Source organism: Desulfosporosinus sp. SYSU MS00001, from assembly GCF_049943955.1.
In the GTDB taxonomy this organism is placed as follows: domain Bacteria; phylum Bacillota; class Desulfitobacteriia; order Desulfitobacteriales; family Desulfitobacteriaceae; genus Desulfosporosinus.
In genome coordinates, this window is record NZ_JBNFTW010000005.1 from 231,599 (window position 1) to 245,254 (window position 13,656).

A 13,656-nucleotide genomic window follows, 5' to 3' on the forward strand; every position below is an offset into this window, starting at 1 on the left:
TTTAATTCTTTATTCCATAAAATCCTGAATTACCTAGATACAAAGAAAATGAGGACACTCCATTTCATGAATCTAATGACTTCCTAAATATCATTTAATCAAGTTATAAAGGAGTTAATGAAAATGATAGACTTCGATTCTAATTACTTCGAAGAGTTCCTAAATGATTTTCTGATAAATGCAGAGATCTTTCAGAACTTATTAGTCAACTCTGTACCATTAGGGGTAATACTAAATCTTCGTACGACGCAAATTCAATGTATAAATGGTGTTTATCGGATTGTCAATAACGATGATATTTATGAGCTTAATTACCTTGACTTTGATGTTCGCGAATTATTGATGTACATACTTAATAGCTACAGTGATCGTCCGCTATTTGACAATCGCTTTATAATACGTCTTATGAGCCTCGCCTATCCTAGTTCAAATTCCTTGGTGACTAAATCCATTAATACCTCATTATAAGGGATTTTCCTTTAACTATATATATTTCTCTCAATAAATTGGAGGCTACGTATGAGCAATATAAATCATATTACAAATAATGAACTTGTATCAAGTTATATTAGAGAAAATCCATTAAACTTAAAGGGTTCGGATTTGTCTTATGCCTTTACAATATTAATTGTTTTTTTGGAGCATTATTGTCCTGACGGATTAAAGAAAGTTCAACATAACCATGTTAAAGAATGGAGTAGCGATATATTAAAAATTGGCGCAAATACTTTTTCCCAACGCAAAAACATTAAAATACTTTTTGATTTTTTTAGCTTTAGCTCGTGGTATGGAGAGTCTGTTGTCTACTATAAATCAGAGCGGTAACCACTGAACATTTTCTCATCTATATGGGCATTAGCAACCTAGTATTCCCTGAAACATCTTCCAGGGTGGTTAATCCCAAAATATATAATCGTTAAGTTATTTTAGCAGTCTATCTATAAGCGATTCAAATTTAAATTTAAAGTCTTATCTTACCTTTCTTCGCCTATTTGAAGGTAACTGTTTAAGATTTTTTTATTAAAGGAGAAATTACTAATGAGTAAAACAGTCAAAATTGCAAAAGAACGGATCACTACTTTTCTAAGTAACTTTCAGAATGATGATGAGTTAAATATTCATCAACAAAGGCTTATTAAATTCATGTTGTTAAATGGTATCCATCCATCCGAGCTAGACAAATTAAACTTTTCCAAGTCCGAGGATCATCCTTAGAAAAGTCTATCACTGTTTCAGATTTACAGTCACTAATAATCTTATCAAGTATTCTAATCATTTGGGAATAAGAAAGTCCTTCAATCTGTGAATTGTGACGAAACTTAAATTTATCTTTAGAAAGGATGTTTAACTTGAACAAAATTCCGGAAAGAGTTGACCTTGACGCCGTTCTAGAAACGGCTAAATCCAATGCGGTTTACTACTTAATCATCTTTCTTGTATTACAGGGCCTAAGGGTTAGTGAAATTTCTAGCTTAAAACGTAAAAATTTTGACTTCAGAAACAAAGTCCTTGTGTATGAAAGTGCTACTCTAACCCAAAAAAGGGTCCCCCTTCCCGAAAATATTATAAATACCTTACAGAATTATTTTAGTTCCCGGAGAGATAAATACCCCAATGCTTTTATAAATTCCAAAGGACCACTTACTCCCGATCATGTTTCAGTTATTATTCACAACGTCTCATTTAAAGCAAATCCCTCAAAACGTCTGAGTGCAAAGAATATCCGTGAACGAATTGCCCTAGATAAAATCCACAATGGGATTACTTATTCCCAAGTTGCACACGACTTAGGGCTTCGACCTCGAATCGATTGGCTTATAAAAATGTACAACGAATATGCACCAGATAATATTTCTTTTCAGAAATCTTTAGGTTTGAAAACACCTTATAAGAAAGGAGCACATTAATGAACTCTGCAGAGACCGTTCTGTTATGTAATAAGGAGTCATTTATTCACGACGAACTTATTAAGAATCTTCTGCTTCTCTATCCGTTAGCAGTGTCTGAAGTCTGTCGAATTCGAATGGATGACATCGACGTTTCCACTGGTGCCCTGAGAATTCGTAAGCGCTTAAAGCCTGATAGTTATATCGATATCAACGAAGAAACTAGGCAATTGTTATCTGATAAAGTGAAATTTTCCCCGTCCGATCAAGTTTACCTTTTTTCAAAAGATAATGTGTCCAGGTATTCGATGAAAGACTTGCTTCTGGTGGCTTACACTTTTCCATGGGAGGATATGGTTCAAGACCCCAAATATGACAAACGCATTAAATATCCTGGCTCCCGTGAAACTATAGTACGCAAATTTATCGCAATAAAATGTTTTAGAATCTCTGGTTTAATCTCCAATAGCTTCAGGCACTATTTACTGGAATTGCTCCTCAATTTTCTTCCTAAGGACAATAATTTTACGTTAATAAATAATAGTTACGTGTCGGAATGGTTAACTACTATTAATACAAATAATAGGTGGACAGTGCTAATGATTAAAAAGTTTTTTAACTTTTTACAGGAAACTAAACTTATAAAACTTGAAATCAACCATTGCTTTAACTATCCAACACCAACCCGTCAGAGATATAAGTTTTATTTGAAAGGAAAACATTAAAATGTACGTTGACAATTTAACAGAGAATAATCAAATGAACCTTGCTCCATTGACCGATAACATCATTAAATCTTTTATTAATCAAATGGCAATCGATGGAAACTCAAATCATACAATTCAAGCTTATAATTATTATTTACGGCGTTTTTTTCTTGATACTGGGAAATCCGTAGATGGTGTCACACATAGCGATCTAACCAAATGGATTAGTAAGTTTAGATGGGTAGATTCATCAAGATATGCAATACTTTCGATTTTGTCCTCATTTTCTGATTGGTGCATAGGTCGAAAACTGATGACAAAGAATCTTGTAAAAAAAGATGATCGACCTAAAAAAATTAAAAGAACTCCGCGTTATCTCAAGGAAGCTGAGCTATCCGCAGTTGAAATAGAGATAGAAAAACAGAACCTGCGCAATAGATGTATATGTGAGTTTTTCCTCTCAACTGGAGTACGCTGTAATGAACTCAGAGAGTTGATGATTAAGGATCTAAACCCCCGCGAACGAAAAGCATTAATAACAGGGAAAGGTAAAACCGAACGTAAAGTAGAATATAGCGAAACTTGCGCACTTTTGTTAGACCGTTATATTGGCAACAGAACCAATCCCTACGAACCACTTTTCCTTGATAGGTTAGGCAAACAGATATCCAATGACGCCATCAGAGCTATGGTTAAGCGGCTGGGCATCAAGGCTGGTCTTAGCAGACGGTTAACCCCGCATATGTTTAGGCATACGTTTGCCACTTTAAAGGTAATCCAAGGTTATACTTTGCAACAAATTGGCGACATGCTTGGACATGAGGAGTTAGAAAACACAAAAATCTATGCACAGATTCTTATCCCGGAATTAATGACCTTGTATGATCGTTATATGAGGTGACACACGTGAATAAACAAGCAACTTTAATTTTCTATCTAGCTAGAAAGTCGAGTAGATTTTCGATTAATACATTAAGTACGTACGAAAAACGTATCAGTGATTTTTTAGAGAGCACCGACCATGAACTCTCAGAAATCGTTATTGATGATTATCTAGAGTTTGAGGCAAATAAGCTTATGCACGGAACAGATCGTAGCACGTTAAGTACCACCCGGGCGGCTTGTAAATCACTGATAAATTTTGCTCTTGAGGAAGATGTGCTAGCGTTTAACCCATTAAAAGGTCTTAGAAGAACCAAGTTAAAAAAAGCTATCCCTCGTTATCTAGATGATGCTACAGTTGATGGTATCAAGGATGCAGCTAAGTATAACCTACGCGATAGTGCAATTATTCATACCCTATTAGTAACTGGGGTTAGGGTGAGCGAATTAATTGAGATCACTAAATCAGATTGTGACATGGAGCACCGTCAAATCCACATAAGGAAAAGTAAAGATTTGGAGGAAAGAATGGTTCCCATCACACCAACTTGCCGTGAGCGCATTGAAAGATATATAAATACCCGAAACGATAACGCTCCTTATCTGTTTGTTAACTCCAAAGGTGGTAAAATTAGCCGTCAAGGTGTTTTATACATCGTCAAACAATATGCCGAGATGAGTGGAGCAAAGGTCAATGTCACAGTGCATTCGTTTAGACATACATTTGCCCATAAACTTTCCAAAGCAGGTGCCCCATTGGAGTTTATCGCAAAATTGTTAGGTCATACAAGGCTGGACATGGCTAGGAGATACACTGGCCCTACGAAATGAGTACTGTCAAAAAGGTTTAGATGATTAAATCTATACACATTGAAATGAGTTATGTTCTTGCGTAAAAGGTGCTTGTAAATATTTTTAATGAACGGCGCAAATACATAAACTTTTCCGTAAATAGTATAGGAGTTTTGCAAAAGTGATTAGAATGCCATCAAGAGTGGATAATCACTTAGCGAGACTCCTTTTTATTAAATACACTTTAGGATACCCGAACTTTTAAATAAACTTTGCAATGAATATGATTCTATTAATTTAACAGTATAGGACAAATGTTATATAACGTATATTGCATAATAATGAGGCTTACTCCGTTAATGTTTCATCCTCTTATTAATGTAACAAATAGAAATTTATTACTAATTAGCTAAAAGGAATTTTAGCTAATTTTCCTTTTAGATGTTCCTCCTGAGCGTTTAGAAACTATTTAAATGGAAATAATAATTATATGGTTTTAGTTCAAAATAGTTTATTTTTAAAAATGCAAGAAGGCGACGTACATCGCCTTTTATTCTTAATGAAGGAAGTCCGATAATACTACTATTGTTATAAATTTTCAATAATCCAAAACCCCTAATCCCTTATAAATTGGGGATTTCCACCCTTTCCGTTGATTTTCCAACATCGTATTTTAGATATTATGTAAAGTAGAGTATAATTTATGGCGGGAGTAGACCAAAATAGCCTGAAAAAATTATAGTACGGATTTTACAAACTGACTCGTCCGTATCAGCTATTTTTTAAGCTTTCCGTGTTTAATCAATTATCAGCATTATCATGTCGGTTAGGCAAATTCAAATTCAATTGATAACTGCTACTATATTTGGCTTTCTGGTTTGATATCTTCTAGATTAAGCCCCAGTTTGGACATTACTATTCAATAGAGCTCTTTTATAAGGTTTACGATAACTGTCACGAAAAAACTAGCCTCTAGGAGCCTCTGTAAGGCTTTAGAATTTAATGCTTAATATGATTAGGCTAATCCAAGTAAACAATGGCTACAGGAGCATTTAAAGCCTTGAAAATGTATTGATATATACGAGTAAGCTTTCAGGTACTAAATTCAGTATTCTAAAAGATTTAATTGAAGCTTTACTAATCGAATTACGTTATTAAAAGTAATTTGAGCATGTAATTGACTCATTAGAGATATTGACCTAACCACATGCTAAAATAGCCTCCATCAACTATGCGTTAAATATCTTTTTAATGAATAGATATTTTCTTTCGAATTCAACTAGTTAAACTATTCACAAAATAATTTAGCCTTTATTTCATTATCATTTTCGCAGATCATTATTGGAAGTTCAATTATTTTGTATTATATCATCATTCACTTAATCTAAATAAGATATAACCTCCCCTTACCACCAAAAATTAGTCTTCTAAATTCAATCGCCAAATCTCTAGGCGACCACAAACAATGGTTCCTGTTAAAGCATATCTCTTTGTGTATCTCTCGATCACTCCATTTCTTCCCTTTTCACTTGGCCCTCTATACCATCAACTACTGAACATCTCAGTGTCTTCTAAGTCTTTTGTCAATGTTATTTGGCACTTTTCTAATAACTTTTCAGCAAGTATCTTTCAAAATTTCCCACTAATTTGCTTAATTTGAAAAGCCAACCTTTTATGTTATTTACTAAAGCTACCTCTCCTTCCATACAGGATACTACTATATAGTAGTTATTGCGTCAATTATTCGCCGTGCAAATGGAAGCAATTCTGGTTCCATTTGCACGGGAACTATTATTCTCGTAGTTACAACTTTTAGATGGTGCAAAAGCTACTACAGTATTGCAATATAACCCTCTTACCAGAGATCCTCAACAATATCTACAACATCCCTTATAACATTAAAGCAGATCTTCTCTGCTATATTCTGTTCCTTAAATAACTTAGATCCTTCTGGAGTAAACTCAATTCCAGTTAGGCCCTTGCACGTGGAACAGCCATGTTTGACCTTAATTTTTTCTATTAGTTCCTGGGCTAAGGGAAAGGTCCTATTCCCCATATCGAAGACGGTGTTTTCGTCGTTGCCGTACTTTAAGCCCATAGCCATGATTCCCCCGCTTAACGCGCCGCAAATTTCACCTGTACCAGAAATCCCAGCCCCAAATCCGGTGGCCAATTTAATGGCCTGGCTGCGGTCCATTCCAAGCTGTTCCCCTAGTGTGGAAAAAACTGCCTGACTACATAAAAAGCCGTTCTTCATCATAGCTACCGCTTTATCGGAAACCTTCACACTACATTCCTCCCACAATCTTAAAAATATTAGTTTATTACTGAGATATATTTATGAATCCATGCATATATGAACTCGTTCACTTTATTTTAGCCTGCAATACACAGATTGTCAATAAAAACGAACGTATTCATAATTGAATACGTTCGTTTTTAAACTCCTTTATTACTTCCAGTTAATCATAATGGTTATTGTTTTACTCCAAGACCTTCCAGGAATAAATAAAGCTTTTGTTTCAGGTTATCCATAAATGGCATATCAAGGTTGCTGTGCATGGTGGATTGTAGCAGGCCCATGAACATTTCGATAATTATTCCCACGGCGATATCCTTACGGAATACGCCTTTTTCCTGCCCCTCACACACAATGTCAGCCAGTATCTCTTTAAAAACAGGGCCGTGGGGGGACTCCCGTCGGGTACGCAAGGCCTGGCGACGAAACTGCATAAACAGATTTATTAGCTGACTGTTCTCTTCAAAATTTTTACCAGCGATTAAAAGGATTTCTGACAATTTTTGAGGCGGCTCTAGGGGAGATTTTTGTATCTCTTCAACAATATGCCGGACTTCATTTATTTTTTCTCCGAGACAGTATTTAAGTACATCTTCCTTTGAATCAAAGTAGTTATAAAAGGTACCGGTCCCTAGGTCAGCCTCTTCCATTATTTCCGCAACCGTGGTATCCATAAAGCCTTTTGCCAGAAAGAGTCTCAAGGCGTTTTCTGATATTGATTTTTTTGCCTGCATTTTTTTTCGCTCACGTCGAGTATTCATATTAACAACGGTTTACCTCCACATTCATTTATGAACACATTCAGTTTACTGCTATTATTATAAATTTTCAATAATTCAAAACCTCTAATCCCTTATTAATTGGGGATTTCCGCCCTTTCTGTTAATTTTTCAACATCGTATTTTTAGCTTTTGGCGAAGATCCGTGCGATATGAGTTTTATAAAATGTTATGACAATAGTTTAGTATCGTATTAATAGTTGAGCCAATCCTCTGTACACCTGTACCTATTGAAGCCCACTGTTTCGAACTCATCCTTTGCGCCTTCGGTTATCTCCTCCTTGCAGCCTATAACCAATATTTTGACAAGTTCATAGAAACCTAATTCACCGTTTTATGGTAAATTACTTCCTGACCCGTAATTAAGTTGTTCTTCAATCCATCTCATTTGTGCATCCTAAGTATGTTTTTCTACAGAAGGGTAAAGTCTGGTTTTCTCTTTCCTACATTTAAAAAATGTAAAACAAAGCCCAGAGAATTATGCGCTTAAGGTAGGTTATCGAGAAACCAGAAATTGCCGCCAAAAAGCCCCCCATGACCGTATCCAAACATAGGCGCAAATCCTGTGAACTCGTTCAGCTAAATCTGAACATCGGGGCTTCAGATGGGGCTCTGCCGCTCCGGGAAAAGGCCCTTTAAGTAATGTTCTAAAATTATTAAGCCAGGACTGGTCGAGGGGGCATATTTGTGGGTAATTTTATAATGGACGATCGGCGGGGGTGGGTCGGAAATTTCTTGGATTATACAATGGCCGGATCTGACGAACATGCCGGCAATACTTCTGGGGGCAATAGCCCATTGGCTGGAATTCTGTAACAGGGCAAAGATCAGCCCCATGCCGTCGATTTGAATGCGGGCTGAATAAGGCGGTCCCCACCAACGGTCATGCCAAGTCTGATAAGCTAAGCCCCACCCCCTGTTGTGGATATAAAGTTCGTCTCCCCCTTTTAGATTGCCGGGAGTAACACGCTTTACCGCGATGTTTTCAGGGGTGGGCGGCCTGACCAGAACCATATCGTCCTCAAAAAAGGGTTCCACTGCAATATTCGGTACAGTCAGTTCCCTGCGGACAAAAGCGGCATCTATCTCCCGGCGCTCCAGCGCTGTATAAAGATCCTCGGAATGCTGCGTACGGATTCGAAGCCGGATCTGCGGCATGTGCCGGCTTAAAGCCTGGTACAAGGGAGGCAGCAGATAGGTGTTGAGGCTGTTAGACCCGCCAAGGGCCAGGCTGATTTGGGGACCGTTGGCCCGGAGCATCTCCGTTTCCCGGATCAGGGCTCGCCAGCGTTCGGCTATCGGGATAAAATTTTCGCCGAAAGGCGTGAGAGTAATGGTCGGAATGCCTTTGCTCCGTTGCACCAAAGGCGCTCCCAGCTCCCGCTCCAGGGTTTTCAGCCTATAACTGACGGTGGATTGGGTTAAATGCAGCAATTCAGCCGCTCTATTTAAGCTGTGGGTTTGTACGATCGCCAAAAAGGCTTCGATTCCTAAAAGGTACATGGCTTATTTCTCCATCATAATATAGAAGTTTTAGATATTATATGGCAAGATTATTTGTTTTACAAGCTGTCCTTCGATATTTAGAATAAAGTCGTACAGTAAAAATTCGTCGTGAGAATGGGGGCGGAAATTTGCAACTTACCAAAAACGTTAACCGGGAGCTTTACGCGAAAGGCATAACTCGGCGGGCAATATTAATCGGGAACCTGGCCCATTTTCTCCATGACGGTTATACCGACATGCTTTATGTTTTCTTTCCCGTTTGGCAGGCCCAATGGTCCCTGTCCTTTGCCCAAATCGGCTTGTTTAAAACCCTTGTTTCAGGTTCCATGGCCGTTTGGCAAATTCCTTCCATGCTCATAGCCGAGCGTTTTGGCCGCATTAAACTTTTGCTGGCGGGAACCGCCGTTACCGGCTTTGCCGTTCTGCTTTACGGGTGGGTTACCCGACCCTGGCTTTTGGGGTTGCTCCTTATCCTGGCTGGCATGGGTTCCAGCGTGCAGCATCCCTTGTCCTCTTCCTTGATATCCGATACCTATTCCGAAGTCAAAGCACGGCGGAGGGCTTTGAGCACCTTAAACTTTGTAGGGGATATTGGCAAACTGATTTTTCCCGCAGCAGCAGCGTTTTTGATTTCCCGTTTGCAATGGCAAACCGCAAGCCGTTTGCTGGCAGCCTGGGGCTTTTTTATTCTATTGATCCTTGTATTTGTGGCGTCGGGGATCGGCTGGACTAAGGCCGCCTTGCCGTCCAAGGAAAATAAGCCCAGTGGTACCAAACTCATCTTAGGCTGGAAAGGCTATCAGGCGTTTTGGTCGCTTGCGGCCATTGGCGTTATCGACAGCGCAACCCGGATCGCTTTCCTAACTTTTTTCCCTTTTCTTTTGCGGGGAAAAGGGGCGGACGTGACAACGGTCGGTTTTGCCCTTTCCCTTATTTTTGCCGGAGGCGCGACAGGCAAGTTGGCCTGCGGGATCCTGGCCACTCGAATAGGCATCCTGCGGTCGGTCATTATCACAGAAAGTCTGACAGCGCTCTGTATTGGCGGAATGATGACGCTTTCTCTGGGAGGCGCTCTTCTCCTTGCCCCACTTCTTGGGATTGCCTTAAACGGAACATCCTCCGTACTTTATGGGAGCGTGCCCGAACTTGTCCCCGAAAAGCAGTGCGCCCAGGCTTTCTCCGTTTTTTACACGGCAGTCCTGGGCTCTGGGGCACTAGTCCCCTCAGTTTATGGCTTAATCAGCGACCTTGCAGGTGTCAAATGGACCATGATCATCATTACGCTGGTTGTACTGGCTGCCCTGCCGCTGACACTGCCGCTGCGTGGGAGATTTGTGCACAAATTCTGATAACCTTACTAGTGCTTTTAATTTTGTCTCTATTACCTGAGCCTATAGATATAAAAAAGGGACACTGCATATAGAGCACCTTAATGGCATTGTGACACTAGAAAAATGATGTAGATAATAACTTTCCGGTTCGATTATCCCTGACGACACAGGTACGCCTGCCAACGCACCTATCCACAGCAAGGTAATCAATTTTCAGCCATCCACCGCCGTTAACCACGGACCCCATTCGCCGAGATCAGCTATTATATTTATTCGGTGTTCATCATCAAGCGAGACAGCTTTTTGTCTAAATGATTTGGGACCATTACCTACAGTTGACATAACAGCGCCCCTATGAAAGGAATGGGTCTTATCGCCTTTAGTATTTTTCAAACATTCCGGACAACTTTTCTTATTGCTCCAAAAAAACTTTGTCCCATCAATGGCAGCTACAATGTTCATACTATTCCCGATGAAAACGTTGAACATCACTTGGATATTTTTAAAGAGTAATTTAATTATACTTCCTATGCCAAAACCATTTCTATTTGTTTCTCTTAATCGTATAACCCGTTCAAGTTTCTCTATTAAAGCATTCCTAATATAATCCTTGTTCTTACGTTGGAAATTCGGCACTTTAATATTTAATATCATATTGTCCTGAATACACTTAGCGTGAATACTAGTTTTACCCGTTGACCTTTGCTCTGAAATTATATTACGAATTTTAAAGGTTAGCTCGTTATTGTTCGTTGCTTATCATCCTTTCTTAATTCTCTATGTACAAATAAGACCTTACCAAAGACGCAACACACATTACCCTTCCCGAATCTGGGATGGGCGGACTAACATTAACCCTATGAACACTAAAGGGACATGCTGAATATTATACATCAAGAAGCTTCTCATTCTTATGGGGACTCTAAATGAGGAGGTGAACGGGAATGCCTATTTTTTGGATTTATGGGCTATTAGGATTCTTAGGATTCTTAGGATTTTTGGTTGCATTATTACGATTGATCGTAGCCAGTGCGGCAGCTTAATAGTTTTTGCCTAGGTAAATGCCTAGGCTTTTTACATTGGATCCGATATTCCTTTGTTCTTTGCATAATCATATAGCTGAAAACCATAGACGATCCGTAAAAAATTTTTATAAATAGTCGTATCCGGCTTGTCTCCGCATTATCAGTCACAGTTATTGTGCCCTGCTGAGTAGCAGTTGCCAGACTATCTGGTCATTTGTAACTATGTATACCAATGGCAGTTCTCCTACCAATATTTTCAAGCATCAAAGCCGACTTTGACTTTTTATTTCACATAGTTGACTAGATGATCGAACTGAACTTTAATATTACGCAATGGCCTTAAATTATTTTTCAGCATCGAACATACGATTCCAGTCAAAACCAGCATAAATCCAATACAATCATACCAAGCCGATCGTTCTCCTAGAATTACTCCACTAAGCAATATACCAAATACCAGCGACATATTGCTAAAAATTGCCGCTTTACCACTACCAATTAAACTAATACCGTACAAGAATAATAAATTGGCACAGCCTGTAATGATTCCACCCATATAAAGTATAAGTAACCATCCAGACCAACTGATATGCCAGTTAACAGATGATAGATTCCACAATCCAACGGGAGTTAAAAACAATGCCCCCCAAAAAGAAGCAAAAAAGGTAACAACTATCGGAGAGAAACGTTTCATGGCACTCGCCAAACGACACCGGCCTTTTTATTACCAGTTAAACTAGCTGCTTCAAGAGTTTTATTTACGGCTTTATTGACATTGGCGAGATTTGAACGGAATGCCAAATGCAAATGACTATGAAGTGGCTCTTGCTATAATGACTGAAAAACTAAATCCGTTATCTTCGATATTGTTCAAGAAGGTTAGGGCTATAAGTGAACAGTCCGGTTGGATAACTTTGTTCTTTCTAGCGGTTGTTTGTAAGAAGTCTTTATGCTTTTGGGCAAAAAGACCATTTACCACAGTTTGGGCATTTTAATAGTTTGGGACCTCCCATGATATGTAGCCCTAGAATATATTGGAGAAAATTAATCTTAAAAGTTTCGCCACACCCACTACAAAGATATTGCAAACAAGAAACCTCCTAACGATTGCTATCAACCAATTTACAGCCTAAGTTCAAAGCACTCCCCTGTGTGTTAACTCTCATCCAACGCATCCCTCCAGCTTTCCTCGGACTTTTTGAATTGAACAAGGTTATTTGGGAAACTTAATAGAAATTAGAGTTAGTTCCCACAGAATTCAGACAACCAAGGAGTGAAAGTAATGGCTGTACAAGCATATGTTAACTTCAACGGAAACTGTCGTCAGGCAATAGAGTTTTATGCTGAAACATTTGGTACAGAAAAGCCTCAAATAATGTTATTTGGAGATACACCTCCAGATCCAGGGTTTCCTCTATCTGAAGAAACTAGAAATCTAGTAATGCATGCTTCTCTTACAATAGAAGGAACACCTGTTATGTTTTCAGATGTCCCTCCTGGAATGCCTTTAGTTACCGGAAATAATATAAGCCTTATAATAGGAAGTAAGGATATAGATAAGATTAAGTTAATGTTTAATAAATTAAAAGAAAACGGGACAGTTGGAATGGAGCTTCAAGAAACATTTTGGAGCAAACTGTACGGTTTTGTAACTGATAAATATGGAATTGGGTGGCAATTCAACTATGAAAGCGAATAGAAATACGATTTAAAGATATCACTTAATAACACTCTCACCCCAACAACCACTGCTCATCCTTCGAAAGCAGACTCCGTTTGTAAACTCCCATCCATCCCCCCACCCTCCAACCTCCCAGTTCAGCTATCCGCTAGGCAAGTACATCCATCCTGCGGGATTGAAGGAGTTCGGTAGCTTGACGGGTGGCTGGGGCTTATAGGTATTTGGGGTTGGGGATTGCGAGGTACATGAGTGAATTGGGTATCGGAGATGTTTCAAATATTTTCGAATAATTGATTGTGGGTTAGCCTCTATTCTGCTATAATATGAGGTGCTCGTTAGAAAATGTGGATATTCAAAACCTTCTTAATTGCCTAAAGCTATGGGAAGATTACATCCCACTCCTGCGGGCAGAAAATTTAGGAGGTTTTTTTTATGTTTAACGACAAAACCCTTGTTTGCAGAGATTGTGGTCAAGAATTCGTTTTTTCAGCCAATGAACAAGAATTCTATGCTGAAAAAGGATTCACTAATGAACCTGGTCGTTGCCCATCCTGTCGTGCAGCGCGAAAGCAACAAACTCGTGGAAATGGTGGCGGATACGGTCGCCAGCAACGAGAAATGTTCCCAGCAGTTTGCGCTGAGTGTGGAAAAGAGACTATGGTTCCTTTTCAACCATCCGGTGACAAACCAGTCTATTGCCGTGACTGCTTCCAATCACAGCGACGCAACAATTGGTAAATTGTTCAAAAAGTCTTCCCTTGCTTAAAG

Annotated in this window: 14 protein-coding genes; 9 read left to right on the top strand and 5 right to left on the bottom strand. The window is 39.0% G+C overall.

Annotated features, from left to right (window positions below; translation table 11 throughout):
* The first annotated feature begins 123 nt into the window (after positions 1–123).
* The 6 genes from ACPUYX_RS11360 to ACPUYX_RS11385 all read left to right on the top strand — a co-directional run bounded on the left by ACPUYX_RS11360 (position 124) and on the right by ACPUYX_RS11385 (position 4,306).
* Positions 124–468: a hypothetical protein gene (locus tag ACPUYX_RS11360; RefSeq protein WP_426379775.1), complete on the top strand. Its 345-nt coding sequence runs from the start codon at positions 124–126 to the stop codon at positions 466–468.
* A 51-nt stretch (positions 469–519) separates the two neighbouring features.
* Positions 520–825 (top strand): hypothetical protein, encoded by a 306-nt coding sequence (locus ACPUYX_RS11365; RefSeq protein ID WP_426379776.1) that lies wholly within the window; start codon positions 520–522, stop codon positions 823–825.
* 524 nt (positions 826–1,349) lie between these two features.
* Positions 1,350–1,907: a tyrosine-type recombinase/integrase gene (locus tag ACPUYX_RS11370; protein WP_426379777.1), complete on the top strand. Its 558-nt coding sequence runs from the start codon at positions 1,350–1,352 to the stop codon at positions 1,905–1,907.
* Positions 1,907–2,611, top strand: a complete 705-nt coding sequence (locus ACPUYX_RS11375; protein ID WP_426379778.1) for a hypothetical protein — start codon at positions 1,907–1,909, stop codon at positions 2,609–2,611. Before ACPUYX_RS11370 ends, ACPUYX_RS11375 begins: the two co-directional genes overlap by 1 nt.
* A gap of 1 nt (position 2,612) precedes the next feature.
* Complete coding sequence (locus ACPUYX_RS11380; protein ID WP_426379779.1) at positions 2,613–3,494, top strand: tyrosine-type recombinase/integrase; 882 nt, start codon at positions 2,613–2,615, stop codon at positions 3,492–3,494.
* A 5-nt stretch (positions 3,495–3,499) separates the two neighbouring features.
* Positions 3,500–4,306: a tyrosine-type recombinase/integrase gene (locus tag ACPUYX_RS11385; RefSeq protein ID WP_426379780.1), complete on the top strand. Its 807-nt coding sequence runs from the start codon at positions 3,500–3,502 to the stop codon at positions 4,304–4,306.
* A 1,816-nt stretch (positions 4,307–6,122) separates the two neighbouring features.
* Here the strand turns inward: ACPUYX_RS11385 and ACPUYX_RS11390 are convergent.
* From ACPUYX_RS11390 to ACPUYX_RS11400, 3 genes are all read right to left on the bottom strand, one after another.
* Positions 6,123–6,554, bottom strand: a complete 432-nt coding sequence (locus ACPUYX_RS11390; RefSeq protein WP_426379781.1) for a C-GCAxxG-C-C family protein — start codon at positions 6,552–6,554, stop codon at positions 6,123–6,125.
* Between the two features lie 188 nt (positions 6,555–6,742).
* Entirely contained in the window at positions 6,743–7,300 is a 558-nt protein-coding gene (locus tag ACPUYX_RS11395) for a TetR/AcrR family transcriptional regulator (RefSeq protein WP_426379782.1), read from the bottom strand.
* Positions 7,301–7,945: 645 nt separating this feature from the next.
* Positions 7,946–8,848 carry a LysR family transcriptional regulator gene (locus ACPUYX_RS11400; protein WP_426379783.1) on the bottom strand — a complete coding sequence of 301 codons (903 nt, stop codon included), beginning with the start codon at positions 8,846–8,848 and terminating at the stop codon, positions 7,946–7,948.
* A 131-nt stretch (positions 8,849–8,979) separates the two neighbouring features.
* Here ACPUYX_RS11400 and ACPUYX_RS11405 point away from each other — a divergent pair, with 131 nt between their 5' ends.
* Positions 8,980–10,200 (top strand): MFS transporter, encoded by a 1,221-nt coding sequence (locus ACPUYX_RS11405; protein WP_426379784.1) that lies wholly within the window; start codon positions 8,980–8,982, stop codon positions 10,198–10,200.
* 195 nt (positions 10,201–10,395) lie between these two features.
* Here the strand turns inward: ACPUYX_RS11405 and ACPUYX_RS11410 are convergent, their stop codons facing one another.
* Both ACPUYX_RS11410 and ACPUYX_RS11415 read right to left on the bottom strand, forming a co-directional pair.
* The gene (locus tag ACPUYX_RS11410; protein ID WP_426379785.1) at positions 10,396–10,836 is read right to left on the bottom strand and encodes a hypothetical protein; all 441 of its coding nucleotides are present in this window, start codon (positions 10,834–10,836) and stop codon (positions 10,396–10,398) included.
* Positions 10,837–11,490: 654 nt separating this feature from the next.
* Complete coding sequence (locus ACPUYX_RS11415; protein WP_426379786.1) at positions 11,491–11,913, bottom strand: DMT family transporter; 423 nt, start codon at positions 11,911–11,913, stop codon at positions 11,491–11,493.
* A gap of 576 nt (positions 11,914–12,489) precedes the next feature.
* Here ACPUYX_RS11415 and ACPUYX_RS11420 point away from each other — a divergent pair.
* Both ACPUYX_RS11420 and ACPUYX_RS11425 read left to right on the top strand, forming a co-directional pair.
* Positions 12,490–12,906, top strand: a complete 417-nt coding sequence (locus tag ACPUYX_RS11420) for a VOC family protein (RefSeq protein WP_426379787.1) — start codon at positions 12,490–12,492, stop codon at positions 12,904–12,906.
* A gap of 414 nt (positions 12,907–13,320) precedes the next feature.
* A complete protein-coding gene (locus ACPUYX_RS11425; protein WP_083996447.1) occupies positions 13,321–13,626 on the top strand; it encodes a zinc-ribbon domain containing protein in 306 nt (101 codons plus the stop codon).
* The last annotated feature ends 30 nt before the right edge of the window (positions 13,627–13,656 follow it).